This window comes from Actinomyces qiguomingii, assembly GCF_004102025.1.
Classification (GTDB): domain Bacteria; phylum Actinomycetota; class Actinomycetes; order Actinomycetales; family Actinomycetaceae; genus Actinomyces; species Actinomyces qiguomingii.
Genome location: NZ_CP025228.1, coordinates 769,018 through 791,848, shown reverse-complemented (window position 1 = coordinate 791,848; position 22,831 = coordinate 769,018). Strand labels below are relative to the sequence as shown.

18 protein-coding genes are annotated in these 22,831 nt (G+C 65.2%); 6 read left to right on the top strand and 12 right to left on the bottom strand.

Annotated elements, in window-relative coordinates; translation table 11 throughout:
* Positions 1 to 37: 37 nt before the first annotated feature.
* Positions 38 to 1,360: an ABC transporter substrate-binding protein gene (locus tag CWT10_RS03185; RefSeq protein ID WP_199176371.1), complete on the bottom strand. Its 1,323-nt coding sequence runs from the start codon at positions 1,358 to 1,360 to the stop codon at positions 38 to 40.
* Between the two features lie 162 nt (positions 1,361 to 1,522).
* Between CWT10_RS03185 and CWT10_RS03180 the strand changes: the two genes are divergently transcribed.
* Positions 1,523 to 2,512, top strand: a complete 990-nt coding sequence (locus CWT10_RS03180; protein WP_103063811.1) for an acetylxylan esterase — start codon at positions 1,523 to 1,525, stop codon at positions 2,510 to 2,512.
* 77 nt (positions 2,513 to 2,589) lie between these two features.
* Positions 2,590 to 3,627: a LacI family DNA-binding transcriptional regulator gene (locus CWT10_RS03175; RefSeq protein ID WP_199176372.1), complete on the top strand. Its 1,038-nt coding sequence runs from the start codon at positions 2,590 to 2,592 to the stop codon at positions 3,625 to 3,627.
* Between the two features lie 77 nt (positions 3,628 to 3,704).
* Here the strand turns inward: CWT10_RS03175 and mmsB are convergent, their stop codons facing one another.
* From mmsB to CWT10_RS03150, 5 genes are all read right to left on the bottom strand, one after another.
* Entirely contained in the window at positions 3,705 to 4,886 is a 1,182-nt protein-coding gene (gene mmsB / locus CWT10_RS03170) for a multiple monosaccharide ABC transporter permease (RefSeq protein WP_103063812.1), read from the bottom strand.
* Positions 4,886 to 6,424 (bottom strand): multiple monosaccharide ABC transporter ATP-binding protein, encoded by a 1,539-nt coding sequence (mmsA, locus tag CWT10_RS03165; protein WP_103063813.1) that lies wholly within the window; start codon positions 6,422 to 6,424, stop codon positions 4,886 to 4,888. Before mmsA ends, mmsB begins: the two co-directional genes overlap by 1 nt.
* A gap of 63 nt (positions 6,425 to 6,487) precedes the next feature.
* Positions 6,488 to 7,651, bottom strand: a complete 1,164-nt coding sequence (chvE, locus tag CWT10_RS03160; RefSeq protein WP_269843798.1) for a multiple monosaccharide ABC transporter substrate-binding protein — start codon at positions 7,649 to 7,651, stop codon at positions 6,488 to 6,490.
* Positions 7,652 to 7,906: 255 nt separating this feature from the next.
* The gene (locus tag CWT10_RS03155; RefSeq protein WP_233188266.1) at positions 7,907 to 8,944 is read right to left on the bottom strand and encodes a LacI family DNA-binding transcriptional regulator; all 1,038 of its coding nucleotides are present in this window, start codon (positions 8,942 to 8,944) and stop codon (positions 7,907 to 7,909) included.
* A gap of 23 nt (positions 8,945 to 8,967) precedes the next feature.
* Positions 8,968 to 9,951 carry an aldose-1-epimerase gene (locus CWT10_RS03150; RefSeq protein WP_103063815.1) on the bottom strand — a complete coding sequence of 328 codons (984 nt, stop codon included), beginning with the start codon at positions 9,949 to 9,951 and terminating at the stop codon, positions 8,968 to 8,970.
* A gap of 958 nt (positions 9,952 to 10,909) precedes the next feature.
* Here CWT10_RS03150 and CWT10_RS03145 point away from each other — a divergent pair.
* On the top strand, positions 10,910 to 12,097 hold the full coding sequence (locus CWT10_RS03145; RefSeq protein WP_103063816.1) for a S1 family peptidase: 1,188 nt from the start codon (positions 10,910 to 10,912) through the stop codon (positions 12,095 to 12,097).
* 89 nt (positions 12,098 to 12,186) lie between these two features.
* Entirely contained in the window at positions 12,187 to 12,549 is a 363-nt protein-coding gene (locus CWT10_RS03140) for a hypothetical protein (protein ID WP_128683255.1), read from the top strand.
* Positions 12,550 to 12,752: 203 nt separating this feature from the next.
* Here the strand turns inward: CWT10_RS03140 and CWT10_RS03135 are convergent, their stop codons facing one another.
* From CWT10_RS03135 to arfA, 4 genes are all read right to left on the bottom strand, one after another.
* Positions 12,753 to 13,685 carry a carbohydrate ABC transporter permease gene (locus CWT10_RS03135; protein ID WP_103063818.1) on the bottom strand — a complete coding sequence of 311 codons (933 nt, stop codon included), beginning with the start codon at positions 13,683 to 13,685 and terminating at the stop codon, positions 12,753 to 12,755.
* Complete coding sequence (locus tag CWT10_RS03130; RefSeq protein WP_103063819.1) at positions 13,675 to 14,601, bottom strand: carbohydrate ABC transporter permease; 927 nt, start codon at positions 14,599 to 14,601, stop codon at positions 13,675 to 13,677. The genes CWT10_RS03135 and CWT10_RS03130 overlap by 11 nt, the downstream gene beginning before the upstream one ends.
* 18 nt (positions 14,602 to 14,619) lie before the next feature.
* Positions 14,620 to 15,957, bottom strand: a complete 1,338-nt coding sequence (locus tag CWT10_RS03125; protein ID WP_128683254.1) for an extracellular solute-binding protein — start codon at positions 15,955 to 15,957, stop codon at positions 14,620 to 14,622.
* Positions 15,958 to 16,048: 91 nt separating this feature from the next.
* Positions 16,049 to 17,554 carry an arabinosylfuranosidase ArfA gene (arfA, locus tag CWT10_RS03120; protein ID WP_233188270.1) on the bottom strand — a complete coding sequence of 502 codons (1,506 nt, stop codon included), beginning with the start codon at positions 17,552 to 17,554 and terminating at the stop codon, positions 16,049 to 16,051.
* 277 nt (positions 17,555 to 17,831) lie between these two features.
* Between arfA and CWT10_RS03115 the strand changes: the two genes are divergently transcribed.
* A complete protein-coding gene (locus CWT10_RS03115) occupies positions 17,832 to 18,857 on the top strand; it encodes a LacI family DNA-binding transcriptional regulator (RefSeq protein ID WP_158247683.1) in 1,026 nt (341 codons plus the stop codon).
* Entirely contained in the window at positions 18,842 to 19,894 is a 1,053-nt protein-coding gene (locus tag CWT10_RS03110) for a LacI family DNA-binding transcriptional regulator (RefSeq protein ID WP_103063823.1), read from the top strand. The genes CWT10_RS03115 and CWT10_RS03110 overlap by 16 nt, the downstream gene beginning before the upstream one ends.
* Positions 19,895 to 19,900: 6 nt before the next feature.
* Here the strand turns inward: CWT10_RS03110 and araA are convergent, their stop codons facing one another.
* Complete coding sequence (gene araA / locus CWT10_RS03105) at positions 19,901 to 21,415, bottom strand: L-arabinose isomerase (RefSeq protein WP_103063824.1); 1,515 nt, start codon at positions 21,413 to 21,415, stop codon at positions 19,901 to 19,903.
* 115 nt (positions 21,416 to 21,530) lie between these two features.
* Positions 21,531 to 22,268, bottom strand: a complete 738-nt coding sequence (locus tag CWT10_RS03100) for an L-ribulose-5-phosphate 4-epimerase (RefSeq protein WP_103063825.1) — start codon at positions 22,266 to 22,268, stop codon at positions 21,531 to 21,533.
* Positions 22,269 to 22,831 lie beyond the last annotated feature (563 nt).

The window sequence follows — 22,831 nt, the reverse complement described above, 5'->3', positions numbered from 1 at the left end:
CCTGGTGATTGGAGGGGTTGAGGAGTTGAACTGGGGACTATTCCTTGGCGGCGGCCGCGGCCATGGCATCGACAATGCCCTGGGCGTCACCCTTGCCCGCCAGCATGTCTACCACCGCGACATTCAGCGCGTTGCCGATGTTCTGCCCCAGGGAGGTGTCCAGCCACACCTGGGAGTAGGCGGCGTCATTGTTGGCCTCCACCTGGGGCAGCAAGGCCTCCTGCGTGACAACGTCCTGCGCCTTTTCGTTGACGGGGATCGTCTCGAAGGCGTCGGCGTAGGCCTCCTGATTGGCCTCGCTCATGAAGAAGTTGAGGAACTCGGCGCACAGCTGCGCCGGGGCTGTGGAGGAGCAGGCGTAGCCGTCAACGCCACCCATGATGGCCGTGGGGTCGCCCTTGCCGCCCGCAACGGCCGGGAAGGGGAACCAGCGCAGGTCCGGTAGCGGCTCCTCATCGGGGGTCAGCGAGGCGATCACACCGACGTTCCAGGTGCCCATCAGCTCCATGGCGGCCTGGTGGTTGGCGACCATGCCGGCCGAGGAGCCGGCGCCCTGCTGGGCGGAAGTAGTCAGGAAACCGCTGTTGAAGGGCTCGGTGGCGGCGAAGTCCGCCAAGTCCTGCCCAGCATCAACCCAGCACTGATCGGAGAAGTCCAGTTCGGACAAAGAAGACTCCAGCACCTCTTGGCTGCACTGGCGCAGGGCGAAGAAGTAGTACCAGTGGGCGGCGGGCCAGGCGTCCTTGGCCCCCAGGGCAATGGGCGAGGTGCCGACCCCCTTGAGCTTGGTGACGGCGTCGGACAGCTCTTCCATGGTGGTGGGCGCCTGGGTTATACCAGCGGCCTCGAACAGGTCCTGGGAATAGTAGATGCCGCCGGGCTGCAGCGAGGTGGGCATGGCGTAGATGCCATCGTCCACCGTGTAGGCAGAGAAGGCACCCTCGGGGACGTCGGCCGCCACAGACTGGTCGATCATGTCGGAGATGTCCAGCACGAGCCCGGCCTCCACCATGTCGCGCAGCTTGCCGCCACCGCGGGCGAGGAACACGTCGGGGCCCTCACCGGCGTTCTGCGCGGTCTGGAGCTTGCCGTCCAGGTCCTCATTCTGGATGGCTTGAATCTCCACTGTGACACCCTCGTGGGATGCCTCGAAGTCGGCCGCAATGGTTTCCCAATACTGCGAGCCGGGGCCCGTGGTGGCGTTGTGCCACAGGGTGAGGGTGTTGTCGTCCCCGCCGCTGGACGAGCCGCCGCCGCAGGCGGCCAGCGCCAGTGAGGCGGCGAGTAAGCCGACCATTGCTCCGGCGATACGGCGCCGCGCCCGGGCTCGGTGGGGGCGGTGAGCACTGAGCTTCATCATTGAAACCTCCGGTACGGATCCGTTCGGCCGGGCTGACCGAAATATTTCGCGAATCCGTCTGACTGGTTTAGTATAGCGGTGCACATTATTCTGTCAACCACGGCCCTCGCCGGCACCAACCTCACGCCACCGCCAACCGCACACTCACCCCAAGGAGCTGCCATGGCCCACTTCGACCTGCCACTACCGGACCTGGAGGATTACTCCCCCGAGCTGGAGGAGCCGGAGGACTTCGACGCCTTCTGGGCGCGCACACTCGCGGAGAATCCCTTCGACCCGGCAAGTGTTACCGCAGTCCCCGCCACGACGTCGCTGGTCACCCACCGGGTCCAGGACGTCACCTTCGGCGGCTACGCCGGCGATCCGATCCGAGCCTGGCTCGTCACTCCGGCCAACCAGTCCGGCCCGCTGCCCGCTGTCGTCGAGTTCCTCGGCATGGGCGGGGGCCGCGGCCTGCCGCAGGAGCACCTGGCCTGGGCGGCCGCCGGCTACGCGCACCTGGTGATGGACACCCGGGGCCAGGGCTCGCACTGGGGCTCCGGGGGCGATACGCCAGACCCGCATGGCACCGGCCCGGCCGCCGCCGGATTCGCCACCCACGGGCTGCAGTCCCCCGAGGAGTACCTGTACCGGCGCCTATTCGTGGATGCACACCACGCCGTCGAAGCCGCCGCGGTCTTACCGGAGTTGGATGCCTCTCGCATCGCCGTCACCGGCGTCTCCCAGGGCGGCGGGCTCAGCATCGCCGCAGCCGGGCTGAACCACCGCGTGATCGCAGCCATGCCCGACGTGCCCTTCATGTGCGCTATTGCCCGCGCCCTTGGTCTGACGGATGAGCCACCCTATGCGGATATCGCCGGATACCTGGCAGTTCACCGAGACAAGGTCGAGCAGGTCAGATACACCCTGTCCTACTTTGATGCCGCGTTGCTGGGCGCACGGGCGAGCTGCCCGGCCCTGTTCTCCACCGGGCTGATGGACACCACCTGCCCGCCGTCGACGGTTTTCGCGGCGCGCAACCGGTGGGGGCAGGCCGCCGCGCAGACCCCTGCGCGCCCGGAGATACGGGTCTACCCCTTCAACGGCCACGAAGGCGGCGAGTCCTACCAGTGGCGCGAGCAAGTGACCTGGTTGGCCGCGCTGCGTCGATAACCGAAGCAGTCCTGTTAGCCTCCGCATACACGGTGTGGGCCCAGGCGGCCCCCGAGCGGAGAGGTGCGTCGATTCCCGTGGATTCTCGGCAACGAGTAACTCTTGACGATGTCGCCGCGGCAGCGGGCGTGTCCAAGTCGGCAGCCTCGAAGGCGCTGAACAACCGTGCCGACGTCTCCGCCGCCACGCGGGAGCGAGTGCTGGCGGCATGCGCCGAACTCGGCTATGTCCGCCCGGAGACGGCGCCGACCCACACCTATCCGCCAATAGCGATGGTCTCCGATGACCTCGCCACCGCCTACACCATTGAGGTGCTCAAAGGTGCCGCCACCGCGGCGCTCGACGCCGGGGTGGCTCTCAACACCATCTACACCCCCGATCCGGCGCCGCACGAGTATCCGGTCCCCTTTGAACCCGAGTGGTTCACGCTACTGAAGGCCACCGACTACCTCGGGCTAATCGTGGTGACCTCCCCGCTGACCCGCGAGCAGCAGGCCAGCGCTCGGCGTATCGGCCTGCCGGTGGTGCTGATCGACCCCTCCGGAGAGCTGGAAGCCGCAGTGGCCTCCATCGGGGCAACCAACTGGAACGGCGGGGTTGACGCCACCGAGTATCTGATCGGGCTCGGCCACAGGCGGATCGCCCTGGTCGGCGGCCCCAAGGACTCGGTGCCCGCACAGGAGCGCCACCAGGGGTATCTGTCGGCGCTGCAGATGAACTCGCTGCCGGCGCATGAGGATTTGGTTTCCTTCGGCCCCTTCACCTATGAAACCGGCCTGCAGCAGGGCCGCCGCCTGCTGGCACTACCTGCGGACACACGCCCGACGGCGGTCTTCGCCGCCTCCGATTCAACGGCACTGGGCGTCTATGAGGCCGCTCGCGAAGCGGGACTGCGCATCCCTGATGATTTCAGCGTGGTCGGCTTCGATGACACGGAGATGGCCGGCTGGGCGGCGCCGCGGCTGACCACAGTGCGCCAGCCCCTGTTTCGGATGGGGCAGGAGGCGGTGCGCATGATTGTGGACAGTCATCGTGGCCGTCCTTTGCTGACCACCACCCCCGTACGATTGAGCACCCGCCTGGTGATCCGCGATTCCGCGGCGCCACCGCGGTAGCCAGAGGGCATCCCAACCCACCACACCATTTCTACCGAACTCGGCGGTAACGTCGACCGAACTCGGCGGGTGGGTGGCTAGGCGGTCACGGCGCGGCGCTTATTGAGCAGGTCGAAGGCAACCGCCCCCAGCACCACCAGTCCCTTGATGGCCTGTTGGTAGTCGATTCCCACACCCAGCAGGGACATGCCGTTGTTCATGACGGCCATGACCAGGCCGCCGACAATGGCGCCCACCACGGTGCCCACACCGCCGGTGACGGCCGCACCGCCGATGAAACAGGCGGCAATGGCATCGAGCTCGAATCCCTGTCCGGCCTTGGGGCCGGCCATGTTCAGCCGGGAGGTGAAGATGATCCCGGCGAGCGCGCATAGCACCCCGTTGTTGACGAACACCCAGAAGCGGACCCACTGCACCTTCACACCGGAAAGGGCCGCCGCCTCCTTATTACCCCCGATCGCATAGATCTGACGACCGATGACGGTGCGTCCGGCTACGAAGGAATACAGCAGAATCAGCGCCGCCAGGATGATCAACACGTACGGAGTGCCCTTGTATGTGGCAATCTTCCAGGCGAAGCCCATGCCGATCAGGCAAACCAGTACGATCCGCGCGATCCAGGTTCCGGCCGCGGATACCGGAACGTCGTTGGCGACGGAACGACGCCGGTTACGTACCTCCGAAAGCACATAGGCGGCAAGCGCCAGGGCCGCCAACAGCAGAGTGAACACGTCATACCCGTAGCCTCCGAGCAGACCATTGAGGTATCCGGAGGAGATCTCCCGGAAGCCGCCGGGGAAGGGCGAGATCGATAGGTTGCCCAACACAATCATCGTCAGACCGCGGAAGATGAGCATGCCTGCAAGCGTGACGATGAAGGCGGGGATGCCCACGAATGCGATCCAGAATCCCTGCCACACGCCCACCAGCAGTCCGGTGAGCAGGGCCGCGAGCACACCCAGCCACCAGGGCATGCCGTGGTTGACACTCACCACGCCGGCGACGGCGCCGGTCAAGGCCACCACCGAACCGACCGAAAGGTCGATGTCAGCCATGAGGATGGCGAACAGCATGCCGATGGCCAGAACCAGCACGTAGGCGTTCTGCACAATGATGTTGGAGACGTTCTGCGAAGACAGGATCTGTCCGTTGGTGACGATCGCGAAGAAGATCACGATGATCACCAGGGCAATGGCCAGACCGCCTTGCCGCATATTTGTGCGCAGAGTCTCCTTGAGAGTAGACAGTGTATTGGACATCAGTCTTCCTTGATCTGGGTCATGTAGCGCATGAGGATTTCCTGGTCGGCGTCGCCACGCGGCAGGTCGGCGGTGACCCTGCCCGCCGACAGCGTGTAGATGCGGTCGCAGATCCCCAGGAGCTCGGGCAGCTCCGAGGAGATGACGAGTACGGCCTTGCCCGCGTCGGCGAGCTGGTTGATGATCTGATAGATCTCGTATTTCGCGCCCACGTCGATACCGCGCGTGGGCTCATCAAGGATCAGCACGTCCGGCTCGGCGGCGACCCACTTGGCCAGAACCACCTTCTGCTGATTGCCTCCCGAAAGCCCGCCGACTACGGACTCGATGGTGGGGGCCTTAACCGCCATCTGTCCGCACAGCTCGGTGACGACGGCGCGCTCTTCATGCAGATCGAGCACACCTCGGGCGGAGAATCTGCGTGGGGATGCCGAAGACACGTTACGCCGGATGGACTCGATGAGGTTGAGCCCATAACGCTTGCGATCCTCCGAGACATAGGCGATCCCGTGAGAGATGGCCGAGGCGACGTCCTTGACCTCGATCTCGCGATCGTCCTTGAAGATCCTGCCGGAGATGTCACTGCCCCAGGAGCGGCCGAACAGGCTCATGGCCAACTCGGTGCGGCCGGCCCCCATAAGCCCGGCGAGCCCAACGATCTCACCGTGCTTGAGCACGATGTCGGCGGAATCAACAACAGTGCGAGACGGATCTGCAGGGTGGTGCACGGTCCAGTCCTCAAGCCGCAGTGCCTCACCTTCCACGTGGGACACGTGATCGGGGAAGCGCTGGTCCAGGGAGCGGCCCACCATCAGACGGATGATCTCCGCCTCCGCCACACCGCCCTCCCGGTGCATATCGAGGGTGTCGATGGTCTGGCCGTCGCGGATGATCGTTGTGGAGTCGGCGATCTGCGCGATCTCACCCAGTTTGTGAGAGATCATGATGCAGGTGATTCCACGCTCCTTAAGCTGACGCATGAGGTCGAGCAGATGGGCGGAGTCGTCGTCGTTGAGGGCGGCGGTGGGCTCGTCCAGGATGAGCAGGCGCACATCCTTGGACAGGGCTTTGGCGATCTCCACCAGCTGCTGCTTGCCCACGCCGATGTCCTGAATGCGGGTGGCCGGATTCTCCGCCAGCCCCACGCGGGCCATGATCTTCTGCGCCTCGGTATTTGTCCGGTGCCAGTCGATGACGCCGCGGGAGGAACGTTCATTGCCCAGGAAGATGTTCTCCGCGATGGACAGGAACGGGCTCAGCGTCAGCTCCTGGTGGATGATCGCAATGCCCGCGTTCTCCGAGGCCTTGATGTCCGAAAAGCGCACCTCTTGACCGTCCAGCAGGATCTGCCCCTCATAGGTGCCGTGGGGGTGCACCCCGGAAAGCACCTTCATCAGGGTTGACTTGCCGGCTCCGTTCTCACCGCAAATGGCATGGATCTCACCGCGCTTGACGATGAAGTTCACGTCGTCAAGGGCCACCACCCCGGGGAACCGCTTGGTGATGCCGCGCATCTCCAAAAGATTGTCAGTTGTCATGTGCCACCCCCAGCCATGTCGCGGATGCGCACCACTGCTCGGGGTGCCACAGAGCGATCCCGTTCACTTAAGCTCATCCTCGGTGAGGTAACCGGTGTCCACAAGCGAGCTGCGCACATTGTCCTGGGTGATGATCTCCGACTTCAGCAGGTAGGAGGGAACGACCTTCACGCCGTTGTCATAGGTTTCGGTGTCGTTGACCTCGGGCTCCTCGCCAGCGAGAACCGCCACGGACATCTGCACAGCGGCGTCAGCCAATGCGCGGGTGTCCTTGAAGATCGTGGAGTACTGCTCACCGGCCATAATCGACTTGACTCCCGCAATCTCGGCGTCCTGACCGGTTACCGTCGGGTAGGGCTGGGAGTCGGTGCCGTACCCGGCGCCCTTCAGCGCCCCGAGAATACCGATCGACATCGAGTCCAGGGGTGAGAGCACGCCGTCCACCCGGCTGCCGTCGGAGTAGGTGGAGGTGATCAGGTTGTCCATGCGGGACTGGGCGGTGGCGGCATCCCAACGCATGGTGGCGACGGTGTCGAATTCGGTCTGGCCCGATTTGACGGTGATGACACCGCTGTCGATGTACGGCTGGATGACGTCCATGGCACCGTTGAAGAAGAAGGGGGAGTTATTGTCATCCGGCGAGCCGCCGAACAGCTCGATGTTGTACGGCTTATCGGGCGAGACACCGGCGTCGTTGCCATCGGCATCAAGGATGCCCATGCCGATCAGCAGTGAGGTGCCCATCTGGGTGCCGACGTCGTAGTTGTCGAAGCTGGTGTAGTAGCTGACGTTCTCATTGTCACGGATGAGGCGGTCGTAGGAGATGACCGGAATGCCGGCCTCGCCGGCGGAGTCCAGCTGCCCGGACAGAGCAGTACCGTCGATGGGCGCGATGATGAGCAGGTTCACGCCCTGAGTGATCATATTGTCGATCTGGTTGGTCTGCGTGGGGATGTCGTCCTCGGCGAACTGCAGGTCGACGTTGTAGTCAAGCGCTTCGAGCTGAGCCTTGATGTTCTCACCGTCTTTAATCCATCGCTCGGAGGACTTGGTGGGCATGGCGACGCCGATCTTGAGATCCGAGGCCTCCTTGCCGGCGGTGTCGCTGCCGGCGCCGCCGCCGGCACCGGATCCACCGCACGCGGCCAGAGCGAGTGCAACCGCCGTGCTCATGCCTCCGAATAGCGCAGTACGACGCGAGACGGAAGGGACGTGGGGTCGGGACATGATGATTCTCCTCCTTGAGGTAATCCGGCCACCCGGCGGAGCTGCCGTTCGACATCCCGGGTGGCGCGGGTTGCGGCACTAGTGTGAACGTTCACTCTGGACTTGTCAACCTCCGATCACAACAACCTCATAAGCCCGAAAATTCGCCGTTTTCAACCTGCCTCACCGAAGCTGCAAGGCACCGAATGAAGTGAACCTTCACATGCGTGTTTCGCGAGGCGATCGCCGCCCAGGCCCGCCCAGACCCACCCCGAGTCAGGCGCTGGAACGGCGCACGCGCAGAGTCGGTGAGATCGAGTGGGTGGTGCCCACTTCGCCGTCGATGGCCCGCAGGAGCACCTCCATGCACAGCACGCCAAGCTCGTCAAAGGGCTGACGCACCGTGGTCAGCGGCGGGGAGAAGAAGGCGGTTCCAGGGGTGTCGTCAAAGCCGACCACGGCCATGTCCTCGGGCACGCGCACCCCCTGGTCACGCAACGCCGCCAGCATGCCCAGGGCCATCAGATCATTGGCGCAGAAGATCGCATCTGGCAGGCCGCGCGCCACCATCTGAGCGCCCACCTCGTATCCCCGCTCGGCACTCCAGTCCCCGTTAAGCATCACGGGCGCCTCACGTCCGGCGTCCTCCAGGGCGGAGCGCCAGCCGCGGGCGCGAGCCAGGGCGTCGTACCAGTCCGCCGGGCCCGCCAGATGCGCGATGCTGTTGCGCTCCAAGCCCAGCAGGTGCCCCACCGCCATGCGCGCCCCCAGTTCCTGGTCAACTGACACCACGTGAATGCGCTCGCTCGGCGTCAGCCCGTCGGCCACAACCACGAGCGGTACTGCCCGGGCAACCCGTTCCGCGGAGGTAGCGATCCAGGTCTGCGGGGCAACGGCGATCACGCCGTCCACGCCGCGTTCTATGAAGAAGTCGAAGACCTCCCGGATCTCATTGCTCGCATCCGCCTTCTCACGCTTCAGAGCGGTCACAAGCGTGGCGTACCCGGCCTGTCGGGCGGCAACCTCAATGGCTGCCGTGGTGGAGGCCGGTCCTTGGAAGTGGGAGCCGGTAGTGACCACGCCGATCATGCGGGTGGAGTCGGTGACCAGGGCACGGGCGGCCAGGTTCGGCCGGTAGCCGAGCTGGTCGATGGCATCCCGAACTTTCGCCAAAGTGGCTGGTCGAACAGAGTCGGGACGGTTGATGACGCGGGAGACGGTCTGGTGGGAGACACCGGCCAGGCGGGCGACGTCCATCATTCCCGGACGCCGCCCCGCACCCCCGGACACTGCCTGCGCGGACGGCTCGGACACGCCGGGCACGCCCGCGACTCGCTTCAGTCCTCCTCCCACAGCCGCCAGGTGAAGCAGTGGGACTGCCCGGTCGGCAGGAGGATCAGATCCTGGCCGGTGTTGAAGGCATCGGGCGGGCAGGTCATGGGTTCGACGGCAACACCGCGCCGCCCCAGGTGCTCACCGCTGTAAATCTGCACCCAGGGGGCGTCAGCGCTCATGACCACGCTGCGCTCGTCCGCTCCCCCGGTCAATCGCACCTGCCATACGCCGTCGGGCAGGCCTGTATAGGCGTTGTCGGTGGCAGTTGCGCCCACTCGCCGGCCGGCGCGCCAGTCCCAGTCGCTGCCGGTCACGTTTCGCTCCCCCGCGGGTGCCATGTGCTTATCGACGTCGAGCACCCGCTCGGCGGGCATCTGCAGCACGCACTCGTCCAACGGGACCGAACGGGTCAGGTAGGGGTGGCAGGAGACCCCGTAGGGGGCCGGTGCCGGAGCGCCCTCCTGCACCGGGGCGCCGACGACGCCGGCGGCCTGGGACACTGCGGCACCGGTATTGGTGGCGCTCGTGGTAACCGTCAGTCCGGCCTGGGCGTCCAACTCGTAGCGGACAGTAACGTCCAGGCTCCAGGGGTAGGCATAGGAGGCGGGCAGGCGCAGGGCGAGTGTGACGGTGTCCGGGGCCGGAGCATCGGCGCCCGCGACTCCGTTGGTCTCGGGGCCAACCACGGCGAAGTCCGTCCAGCCGACCAGGCCGTGCAGCGCCGCCCCGGTTTCGGGCTCATTGCAGGGAACCAGGTACTCCACATCGCGGTAGCTGTAGCGGGAGCCAGCGATGCGGTTGGGCCACGGGAGAAGTGTCTTCCCCTGCCAGGCGCCGGGAAGGGCAGTCTCGGCGTCGAAGGGGATGACCAGATCACGTCCCTGCCGGCGCAGGTGGACCAGGGTCGCGCCCGAGGCGGCAATGCGCGCCTCGTAGTCGCCAGCGCGCAGGTCGATGAGCTCCCCGTTGAGCGAAGTGTGGTTCATAGTTGCTTCCGTAACTCTCGTGGGGCCGCCGCCCCGAAATGTTTTCCAGTTGTCCGTAGGTTAGCCGACACCGTCACAGGCCCTCAGCCGGATCAAGGCGCCCCGGCTCACTGTCCTCATTCTGATAGCGGCCGCCCGCCCCTGACAGTCGCGCACCGCCTGCCGGCTCTTCCGGTTTGAGGGTTTGGCGGGGTTGGTTCGGTTAGCTGCGGGCGTCTTGCTGGATGCGCCTGATGGCGGCGAATGGTGCAGGTGTGCCTGCGGTCAACCGTCGAGGTGCCGTAGACGATGCCCGCATGGGCGCGATCCGGCCCAGGTGGACCGCGGGCGGTTCGCCGACTCATCGACCGGGCTGTCCAAGCCTGTCGGGCCGGGGCCGGGGCCGGGTTGGCGACCAGATGCGCGGGCCTGTCGGAGGAAGCCCCGCACCGACCCCAGGAAAAAGGCCCGACCACCGCACGACGACACGCGGCACCACCCCACACCCACACGCCCCCAACACCCCATAATCAACCCCGATCCCAACCAATCCCGAACCCCCAAGCCCAACCCAACCACCCCATGAAACATCAGGGCTAGCCCCACCAACCGAACTCGATCGTCATATCGACCGAACTCGATGGTTATTTCGACCGAACTCGATGGTTATTTCGACCGAACTCGATGGTTATTTCGACCGAACTCGGCGAACACGCCCTTAACCACAAGAGCCACTTTAGCGGGCGGTTACATATGCGGCACCGACGACTCTTCCCGAGCACATACAATTTCCTCCGGGCATATATAATTATTCTCGCCGAAGACTTGACAAGAGGTCCCGCCTGTCGTTACGATGCGACAATCGAGGACGACCGGACATTGTGGACGGTCGGGGATCCGCCCGGCTCCTCATCGAGACACGGATGTCCATGCACCACATCCACCGCAAACAACCCTGAATCTACTCTAAGGAACCGCCTTGAAAAACCGCTTCATGCCAGGACTCGCCACACTCACACTACTGTTGGCAGGTTCGCTCACAATCTCACCCGCCCACGCCGCGGCCGACGACGCCCACTCCGCAGCGGAGGAGGCCGAGGCCATAGCCATGGACGTCGATGCTCTGGCGCAGGATCTTGGAATCTCGGAGGATCTCGCCGAGACCTGGATGGACGGGCAACAGGAGTTCGCCGATGCCATCGACTACGCAATCGACTACGCGGGCGATCAGTACTTCTCATCGGCATGGACACCCGATGAGCAGGAAACCACCGGCTTCAAGGGCTGGGTTTCCTTCAAGGGGCAGCCGCCTGCCGACGTCATCGGCGAGTTCAGCTCCCTGCCGTTCCCGGTGGAGGTCAGGACCGATGCCGAGCACAGTGAGTCCGAACTCGAGGAGATCCGGCAGCAGGTCATGAGCGATCTTTATGAGGCAGCCGACCTTGAGGGCCTGACCGGCGACTTCACCGACGATGGCGGCCTTGAGATCGAGCACGAAATCGCGGACTCCGAATCCGCGGCCGAGTCTGAGGAATTCGAGGCGCAACTGCAGGAGATACTGGACGCGGCCCCCATTGAGGCCACCGCCGAGGAGGCGACAGACATCGAGCCAATCGAAGAGGTGGTACGAGGCGGCACCACGATCAACGGCTGCACACTTGGATTCACCGCCACTCGAGGACGCATGCGGGGCGCCATCACCGCGGGGCACTGCCCGAACTGGGCCGGCAAACCCACAGGCAGCAACGCGAACCTCGGTTTTGTCCGTCAACACATAGGACGCTACGGCGACATCCAGCTGCACTCGACGACCGACTCCACCCGCAATGAAGTGCGGATCACAAGAAATGGGGCGGTTCGCAAGATCACCGGCACCGGGCAGGCGCTCAAAGGCATGGTGGTGTGCAACTACGGTCGTACCCGCGCGTTCTCATCGTGCGCACGGGTCAGGAATGCGAACCACGCGTTCTACAACTCCAATGGAGTGTATGTGGGACAGATGGTGCAGACCTCCGGCGCGTTCACCAATCCCGGCGACAGCGGCGGCCCGTGGTACATCGGCACCTCAGCGCTCGGTATCCACTTCGGCAAATCCGGAGGATACTCGACATACACCAAGATCCACTCCGCGGAGATCGCACTGAACGCCAAGGTCAAGACACGATGAGAGCCCTGCGAGCAATGCAGTCCACCATTATCCGGTGTGCAGTGGCCATGGCCGGAGCAACCCTGGCGTTGACCCTGGGAGGATGCGCCGTGAGCGACGATGGCAGCGACGCACAGCCCGGCCCGACGTCATCACAATCGCAGTTGCTCATTTATGAGGCATCCGAGGATAACGGATCTCCGGAAGCACTTTTCGAGGGACGACTCACCATCGACGAGCGCAGCGGTTACGTGCAGGGCATCGTCGGTGAAAATGAGCGGCTTGGCATGATCTTCCCGGAGGGGACCGAGATCACCCCCGAAGGAACCGAGATTCGCCTACCCAGCGGCAGCACCATCCAGATCGACTCTGATGTCTCACTGGGCGGCGGTTACACGTCCACGCCCAATACGACGCCGCTGCCGGAGCCGGGGTACGACGAGTACTTCCTGGTAGGGGACGTCCTCGAGTAAGTTGCGCCCGCTGGTGGGTGGGGTCACCTCATAAGGAGGCAAGCCCCACCCACCAGTTCGTCACTCCCGGTTTGAGGATGTAGACCTGATCGGCTGCCGACCTCATACTTGGACCGCGTAACTGCGCTTGGACCGCCTGAGAGCGCATTCAAGGCGGTCCATCCGCAGGATGGCGGTCCAACCGGAACGACACGCACCCCGGCTCATTGCCCGCCCAGACCGGTGGTGGCCACCGCCTTGATGATCTGGCGCTGGAAAGCCATGAACAGGATCGTCAGCGGCAACGCTGCGATCATGGCCGAGGCCATGGTCTGGGCGTAGATGGTCCCATAGGCGTTCTTCACCGTGGACAGCCCCACCGGCAGGGTCATCAGGTCGGGGTTGTTGGTGATGATGAACGGCCACATGAAGTTGTTCCACGCACCGATGAACACGAAGATGGCGACCGCGGTGACGATCGGCCGGGACACCGGCAAGATGATGCTCCAAAACAGGCGCCAGTTGCCGGCGCCATCCACGCGGGCGGCGTCCTCAAGCTCTTGGGGTACCTGATCGAAGTACTGCTTGAAGATGAACACCATCATGGGCGCGATCGTCTGCGGCAGGATCACGCCGACGAAGGTGTCCACCGCGTTCAGCAGCACCATCTCCTTGAACAGGGGCACGATCAGAATCTGCCCGGGCACCATGATCAGCGCGATCGTCAATGCCAACAGCGCCCGGCGGCCGCGGAAGATGGTGCGGGAGAAGGCGTAGCCGGCCAGGGCACTGATGATCACCGTGATTACGGTGACGGCGGTGGCAACCAGGAAGGTGTTTCCCATCCAGGTGAACACCTCTCCGCGTTCAAACACGGTGCGGTAGTTCTCCAGGGTGAAGCCGCCGTCGGGGATCCACTGCAGCGGCAGAGACTGGGCTTGCACCTCGGTTTTGAACGAGGTATCCAGCGCCCAAATGAGCGGCAGCAGCCAGGTGAAGGCAAATAGGGCCAGGATCAGGAAGGCGATCACGCGCGCCGCCTTGCTGTCACCCAGTAGCAGACCACGGGTACGGCGGATCTCCGCCCGGCGCTCGGCACGGTCGCGCTGGCGCGTCCGGCGCAGGGACAGCGGCTGAACGATGGTTTCAGAGCTCATTATCGACGTCCTTCCGGGAGCGGGTCAGGAACCGGAAGGCCACGGTGATGACAATGATGACGATGAAGAAGATGTATGACATCGCCGAGGCGTAACCCATGCGGTAGTTCGTGAAACCCGTGTCATAGATGTATTGGAGGATGGGGCGGGTGGAGCCCTCTGGTCCCGAACCGCCGTTGAAGGCGATGAACATCTGGTCGAAGATCTTCAGCGAGGCGATCACCTGCAGTGTGGCCACAAGCACCGTGGTCGCGCGCAGCTGCGGCAGAGTCACCGACCACAGCTTGCGCCAGAATCCGGCTCCGTCAACCTCCGCGGCCTCATACAGCAGGTCCGGGATGGCCTGGAGGCTGGACAGGTACAGCAAAAAGTTGAAGCCGACCGTCCACCAGACGGTGAGGATCACCATTGACCACATGGCCACATCCACCTCGGTGAGCCAACCGACCCGGTCCAGCCCGATCTGTTGCAGCCAGTAGTTGATGAAGCCGACGTCGGAATTAAACAGCCAGGTCCAGATCTGCACGACGACGGCGACCGGCAGCAGGTAGGGGGCGAAAAATGACAGCCTCCAGAACCACTGGCCGGGGATGCCGATGTAGACCAGCAGCGCCATCACCAGGGCCAGCACCACCAGCGGGACGGTGCTCATCAGGGTGAAGGCGATCGTGTGCCACAAGGTGGCCCACATGGTGGCGTCACCGAGCGCCTCGGCGTAGTTGGCCAGGCCCACCCAGCCGCCATTTCCCATCAGGGACTGCTCGGTGAAAGACAGCCACAGTCCATAGACGATGGGGGCGATCAGGAACAGGAAGGCCACGATCAGGAAGGGGATGACGAAGGGAAGACCGGAGCCCAGCCGCCGGGCCGTGCGGGAACCGGAAGAGGCGGCAACGTTGACGGCGTTGACAGTCATGTCGATTCTCCTTTCTCCTCAGGCGGGCGGGTTCTGCTCGAGCATGCGGCCCAGGCGGTCGATGAGCCCGTCGACCGCCTGCTCGGGGGTCAGGGAGTTGGACAACCAGCAGGACTGCATCACCTCGGCCACGCGCGCTTGGAAGTCAGAACCGGAGCCGGTGAACCAGGAGGCCGGTTCGAAAGCCGCCTGCTCAATGGCCTGGGCGTAATGCGATTGGGGCACGAGTTCTCCGAAAGCGGCCGAATCGGTGACTTCCGTATTGGCGGGAATGTGCCCGCCGGCGGCCCAGTCCAGGGAGTTGTTGAGCATGCCGGCCACCACCTCATATGCGGCATCCCGCCGGGATTCGTCCACATTAGTCTGGTGCGGCAGAACGAATACATGGGAGTCACCGAAGGTGGCGGGCGTGCCGAAAACATTGGGCATGGGCATCGCGTCCAGGGGGACACCGGCGGCAAGGAAGCTCTGGTACTCCCAGTTGCCCATGAAGGTGATGCCGGTGCGTCCGGTGGAGAAGGAGCCGATGGCACCGCCGTAGTCCATATTCGGATCGGCGATGGTGCCGTCGAACATGTCCTTGATGAAAGAGGTGACTTCGATGGCGGCGTCCCGGTCGATCTGCACCTCCTGGTCCGGAACAAGGGTGCATTCGGCGCCGGTCTGGGCGTACAGCCCCCAGAACATGCGGGAGACCTGGGCGCCGTCGCCGGTGTATCCGAAGGACATGCCCTGTCCACCGGTGACCTCGGCCAGGCGGCGTCCCGCATCCAGGAATCCCTCCGGGGATTCCAGTCCGGACAGGGTGCCGTCGGCGTCAAGCAGCCCCGCCTGCCGGCACAGTTCGGTGTTGTAGAACAGGAGGAAGGCGTGGAAGTCCAACGGAATGGCGTACAGCCGTCCATCCACGAAACATTTGTCCCACAGCAGCCCGGGGAACATCTCCGGGGTGATGCCATGCTCCGCCAGCCGGTTCAAGTCCCAGGTATCCAGCAGCCCGCCGGGGGCGTAGCCGATCACCCGGGTGGCGTGCATAACCGCCAGGTCCGGGGAGCGCCCGCCCACGGAGGACATGGCGAGTTTGGTGTAGTAGGGACCGCCCCAGGTGAGCACCACCGGATCGATCTCAAGCTGCGGATTCTGCTTGCCGACCGTGTCCATCATGGCTTGGAAGACACCGCCGTCACCACCGGTGAACAGGTGCCACAGCTGCACCCGGGTGCGATCCCCGGCCGAGGCCGAGGGTGCGCAGCCGCCCAGGAGGCCGGCACCGGCCAGTGCGGCACCGGAGACCACCGCCGCTGTCAGGAAACGGCGCCTGCTAGGCGGTTTTGAAAAACCAATTAATTGACTCAACGTGACCTCCTTGTCAGTTGTGTCTACGAGTTTTACTTGTGCGGCCTCGGCGGCGGATCGGGTCGTGCCGCCGCCGAGGATCCGCAGTGGCTCAGGCGAGCTCGACAGCCAGCCAGGAGGCGGGCGGCAGCGTGGTGGCGAGCACGCCGTCGGTCAGCGTCACCTCGTGGGGCACGGGGCACACGCGGTCGGGATCGTCGGCGGTGTTGACGGCGTCAAGGTCGTCCGGGGCGATGATCCGGGCCTCTTTGACCCGGCTCACGCCCAGGGAACCCAGCGCGGCGGTGAGGTCGACCGAGCCTGTCAGCGAGCGGTTCAGGGCCAGCAGCGAGCCGGCGGAGACCTCCTCGTCCCAGGTGACCACGGCGTCGACGGCGTCGACCTCGCCGTAGCGCTCGGTTTTGGTGGTCGGGCTGGCGACGACGGCGTCGTAGGCTCGGCCGCGGGCGATCCGGGAGGCGATGGCGAAGGGGTGGAAGGTGGTCTGCCGCCAGGCCCGTCCGCCCTTCTCGGTCATGATCGGGGCGATCACGTTGACCAGCTGTGCCAGTGAGGCCGCCTTGACGCGGTCGGCGTGACGCAGCAGCGAAATGAGCAGTCCACCGACCACCAAGGCGTCGGCGCCGGTGTAAATATCCTCAATGCGGGGGGCCGCCTCCGGCCAGTCATCGGGGGCGAAATTGTGCTCAATGGAGTTCCAGGCCCCCAGGCGCCACACGTTCCATTCGTCAAAGGAGATCATGATCTTCTTGTTGGAGCGCCTCTTGGCGCCGACGGCGTCCGCAGTGGCGACCACCCCCTCAATGTAGCGGTCCAGGTCCACCCCGGCGGCCAGGAAGCTGGCCCGGTCCTGGGCGTCGGGGTCGATGTAGCGGTGGAGGCTGATGTAGTCAACCTCGTCATAGGCCAGCTCGAGTATGGTGCGCTCCCAGTCACCGAAGGTGGGCATCTCCCAGGCGGAGGAGCCGCAGGCCACCAGTTCTAGGTCCTGGTCCACCATATGCATGGCGCGGGCGGTGGACAGGGCCAGGTAGGCGTAGTCCTCGGCGTTCTTGTGACCGACCTGCCAGGGGCCATCCATCTCATTGCCCAGGCACCACATGCGCACGTCGTAAGGTTCCTCACGCCCGTTGGTGCGGCGCATATTGGCGTACTGGGTGTCTGCCCGCCCGTTGACATAGTCGAGCAGGTTGACGGCCTCGGTCTCGCCGCGGGTGCCGAGGTTGATGGCCAGCATGGGCTCAATGCCGGCCTGGTCGCACCAGGTCATGAACTGGTCGGTTCCGAAGGTGTTGGGCTCGGTGGTGTGCCAGGCCAACTCCAGCCGCCGGGGTCGGTCCTGGACGGGACCGACGCCGTCCTCCCAGCGGTAGTTGGACACGAAGTTGCCGCCGGGGTAGCGAACGGTGGTGACTCCGAGTTCGCGCACCAGTTCCATGACATCCCGCCGCAGGCCGTCGGCATCGGCGGTGGGGTGGTCCGGTTCGAAGATGCCGGTGTACACGCAGCGCCCCATGTGTTCCACGAAGGAGCCGTACATGCGGGGCGAGATGCAACCGATGGGGCGGTCGGCGTCGACCGATATGCGCGCTGTCAAGGGATTCTCTCCTTTGAGTCGATTCGCGTCGGCTGCGCCGTGCCGGAATCCGGCGGGGCGGCGGCACGACGTCGTGCTGTCCATGCCATGGTGACTCACTGCTTCAACGTTGTCAACAGCCAGTGAACCCTAAAAGGCGCGTTAACACTGAGCTAATTCCGCGAAACTAAGCCGCCACACGGAAGCACAAGACCGACATCGCAGCCGTTGCCGAGCCTGACATCGTTGAATGTGTGCCGCAACATGATCGGAGGCGGGGTTCTGTATGCTGCCGGACATGTCCGCCACGCTGTTCGACGTCGCAGCTCTTGCGGGCGTATCTACCAAGACAGTCTCGCGGGTGGTCAACGCCGAGCCGGGGGTCTCCCCCGCCACCCGCGAGCGCGTGCTGGCGGCCGTGGCCCGCACCGGCTACTCCCCCAACGCCTCCGCCCGCTCACTGCGGACCGGCCATTCGAACACGATCGGTTTGGCGGTGCCGGAATTGGCCCAGCCTTTCTTCGCCGAGATCGCCGACCGCATCGCCGCCGAGGCGCGCCGCCACAATCTGGCGGTGGTACTAGGGGTAACCGGCGAAAGAGGCCAGGGCGAGGCGGATTTCCTTGCCGAGCACCCCGATCTGGACGGCACGATCATGTACTGGCAAGGAATGGAGCCGGAGCAGGTCACCGCATTCGCCTCCCGGCATGCGCTGGTACTGCTGGGCGAGAGCCGACATGAGGCGGTGGACCGGGTGGCCATGGACAACGAAGGCGGCATCGACCTGGTCGTCTCCCATCTGCGAGCTCTGGGACGCACACGCATAGCCGCCCTGGGCGTGAGCGCACCGGGCCGGTGGACGCACGCGGCGGCCCTGACCCGTACCGCCGCCCTGCGCATGGCGATGGTGAGACATCGGCTGACACTGGACGAGCGCCTGACGGTGGTCTCCTCTGAATGGCGCCCCGTCGACGGCGCCGCCGCCGTGCGCAGTCTGTTGGAGCGCGGTGCCGACTTCGACGCCATAATCGCCTTCAACGACGCACTGGCGCTCGGCACGCTCCACGAACTCGCGGCGGCCGGGATACGCGTTCCCGAGGATGTCGCCGTGACCGGTATCGATAATCTTGAACTCTCGCGCTATGCCTCCCCATCTTTGACGACCGTCTCCCCGAACCTGGGCGCCTACGCCGCCGACGCTGTCTCACTGCTGCGTCAGCGCATCGCCTCCCCGCAGGCCCCCGTCCGCACAGTCATTGAGGACGTGGTGCTATTGGCCCGCGAGTCCAGCGTCGGAGGTGACACGCCGTGGCCGCGCGCGTGACCATGAGTGATGTCGCCCGACGTGCGGGCGTTTCCACCAAAACCGTTTCCAATGTGCTGCGAGGGGCGCCGGGGGCCTCCCCGCAGACGCGTCGCCGGGTTCTTGAAGCGGTCCAGGCGCTCGGCTACCGGATCAATACAAGCGCATCGGCTCTGCGCTCCGGTCGGCGCGGGAGCATCACCTTGGCGATCCCCACCCTCCAGCAGCCACTGTACGCCGCATTGGCGCAGGAGTTGATGCGCGCAGCGGCCAGCACATCGGTGATTCTGGAGCTGACACGGGGCGAGCCGGCACGTGAGCGGGAGATTCTGGCCGGTTCGTGGGGGCGTCGCTCTGATGCAGCCGTGCTGGTGCCGCGAGGGCTGGATCCGGCGTCGTGGCGGGATGCCGAGGTGGCGACGGCCGGCGCGCCCCTGGTGCTGGTCGCCGACGACGGCCCCGCCGGCCTGCCGCGGGTCAGTTGTCCCCCGCGGGACCAGGCGGCACTCGTCGCGGCTCACCTGCGGTCACTGGGCCGGCTCCGTCCCGCGGTGGTGGGGGTCTGCGACGAAGCGGATCGTTGGACGTCCACCTGTGTGCGGGTCCTGCGGGAGGCGGGGCTGAGCATCGATTCCGAGTCGGTGATCCGTGTCGCCGCTCCCGATGACATGCTGGGTGGAATTGAGGCGGTGTCCCGGTTGGCACATGCGGGCGCTCCCGTGGACGCCGTCGTCTGCCACAATGATGCGCTTGCCGCCGGCGCCGTCAGCGCACTGCGGCGGCGGGCCGTGCGCGTGCCGTTGGATGTGGCGGTGATCGGCAGGGGGAACACCGACGCCGCCGCTTTCGCAACTCCCACGCTCACCAGCGTGGATTTGAATCTGCCGGCCGCAGCCAAGGGGGCGCTGGCACTACTCGACCTCGGGGCCGCAGCATCCGGCGTCGAGACTCAGGACACGCCAACCAGGCCGGAGCCACGCCTGGTTACGACCGCCCCGACGCTGTCGGTGCGTGGTTCCACGGTCGACGGCGCCGGGGCGGGGCCCACCCCTGGGTGAGGCGTCTCAGCCCTGAGTCAGGCGGTAATAAACCTGGGCGTTGCGCAGCTCCTGCACGAAGTCGCGGGTGGTGGTGGAGGAGTCGATGACGGCCAGTTCCATGCGGGCGATCTCGGCCAGGTCCTGCCACATCTCCAGGGTGGTGGCCGTGGTCATCACCGTGTGGTGGGCGGCTCCGGCCTGCATCCAGCATTCGGTGGAGGTATAGAAGTCGGGGGCCGGCTCCCATACGGCGCGAGCGACGGGCAGCTTAGGCAGGGGCTCGTCGGGGCCGACGATGTTGACGACATTGGCGGTCAGGCGGAAGCGCTCGCGCATGTCGGACATGGCGACCACCAGGCCGGCGCCGGTGTCGGCGTCGAAGACCAGGCGAACGGGGTCCTCCCGGTTCCCGATGCCCAACGGGTGGATTTCCAGGCGCGGCTTGGAGATGGTCAGTGAGGGACAAATCTCCAGCATGTGAGCGCCGAGGATCTTCTCCTTGCCGGGCGTCATCTCGTAGCAGTAGTCCTCCATCAAGGAGGCACCGCCGCTCAGGCCGTAACCCATAACCTTGGCGGCGCGCACGAGCAGGGCGGTCTTCCAGTCTCCCTCTGCACCGAAGCCGTAGCCATCGGCCATGAGTCGCTGGACGGCCAGTCCGGGTAGCTGGCGCAGTCCGCCGAGGTCCTCGAAGTTGGTGGTGAAGGCTGTGGCTCCGCGCTCCTGAAGGAAGCGGCGCATACCGGCCTCGATGCGGGCGCCGTAGCGCAGAGAGTCGTGGCACTCGCCGCCGGGGCGCAGTTCCTCGACGACGTCGTAAGCCTCCAGGTACTCCTCAACGAGGGCGTCGATCTCGGCCTCGGTGACGGCGTCGACGACCTCGACCAGGTCATTGACGCCCCAAGTGTTCACGCTGGCGCCCAGGCGCAGCTCGGCCTCGGTCTTGTCGCCCTCGGTGACGGCGACGCCCCGCATATTGTCGCCGAAGCGGACCAGGCGCGTGTGGTGCAGGGCGTCCCAGCCGGCGGCAGCGCGCGCCCAGGTGCCGATCTTGGCCTGGGTGTTCGCCTGGGTGGCATGTCCGACCACGACCTTGCGGGGCTGGCTCAGGCGGGTGAGGATGTAGCCGAACTCGCGGTCGCCGTGGGCGGCCTGGTTGAGGTTCATGTAGTCCATGTCGATGGTGGACCAGGGCAGGGACTGCGAGTACTGGGTGTGCAGTTGCAGGAGTGGCTTGGCCAGGGCGTCGATGCCGGCGATCCACATCTTGGCCGGGGAGAAGGTGTGCATCCAGGCGATCACCCCGATGCAGGCATCGTCCGCATTGGCGGCGAGCATGGCGGCGCGGATGGCCTCGCGGTCCTTCAGGACCGGCTTCCAGACGATCCGCACCGGGATGGCGTCGGCGGCCTCCAGCCAGGTGGCTACCTGCCGAGACTGGTCGGCGACCTGGACGAGGGCCTCCTCGCCGTACAGGTCCTGGCTTCCGGTCAGAAACCAGATCTCCTTGCCGTCGAAGGGGTCGGGTAGAGCAGTCATGAGTCTTATCCTTTGAATTGCGTTGATGGACAGTAGGTTGAAAAGCGTTCCGTGGCGGCCCCGCCGTGCCGGGCGGCGGCTCGGGCGGGGCACCGGCTCGGGGCGGACGGGTTGGTCAGTGTTGGCCGTAGACGTTCTGGTAGCGGTCGTTGAGGCGGTCGATCAGGTCCTGCTCAATCGGAACCATCTCACCCCCCTGACGCGCGATGTGCACCGTACGCGCCACCTCCTCGCACATGGCCGCGGCCTTCACCGCCGCCCTGGCATCGGCTCCGATTGTGAACGGGCCGTGATTCGCCATCAACACCGCGGGCGAGCGCGAGCCCGACAGCGTCTCCACAATCCCCCGGCCAATCGAGTCATCCCCGATCAGAGCGAATGGCCCCACCGGAATCTCCCCGCCGAACTCGTCCGCCATCATCGTCAGCACACACGGAATCGGCTCCCGCCGCGCCGCCCATGCAGTGGCGTAGGTGGAGTGGGTGTGCACCACCCCGCCCACGCCATCCATATGCCGATACACATACGCATGCGCCGCCGTATCCGACGACGGCACCAAGTCCTCCGGCGTACCATCCTCGATCTTGTCCCCGTTCAGGGTGCACACCACCATGTTGTCCGCCGTCAGCTCCTCGTAGGCCACTCCAGACGGTTTGATCACGAACAAGTCCGTCCGCTCCGCACTCCCATCCGGCCGAGTCACCACCACACGCTCAGACACATTCCCAGCCGTCCACACCACCAGCCCCCACCGAATCAACTCCCCATGCAGCCGCGCCACCCGCTCACGCGCTTCGGCGACCGCCCCACGCACACCATCATCCAAATCAGCCAGCACAATCCGCTCAGTCATGTTTCTTCTCCCAGTTGTTTCGTATGGTGGATCGGAGATCTGGGCGACGGCGCCGCTGGGCACCGTTGCCGCAACCCTGATTGTGAACGCTCACATCGACACCGTCAACCCCTGCCCGATCGACGTCATCCAACCGGCCTCCCCTATGGCACCCCCGTCACCCCGGCCACCCATTCCACTCCCTCGGCTCGCATGAATCGAGCAAACCTCCGCCGAACTACGCCCCAAACACAAGGTTCGGTGAGCCGCAAGCGAGTCTCGACAGATCCTGGTATGGGCGCAGCTCCGCGCAACCAGTCCGAACGCCCCTATCACGCATCAAACCTGCACGCAAGGCCCGCAAGAGCGAACCCACGACAACGATCTACGCCGCACCGACGACCGCTACCTCAATCAAAAGAAGTACATGTCAGTGGCGACACAATGGCTAGGGTTGACTCACCAAGTTGGGCGCAGGATCGGAGATCACCATGATGCAACGACGCTCAGCAATAACTCTATTCACCACGATTGCGGGGAGCGTCACCCTGTTACCTGCCCCTGCATCCGCTTCAGCGTCACCC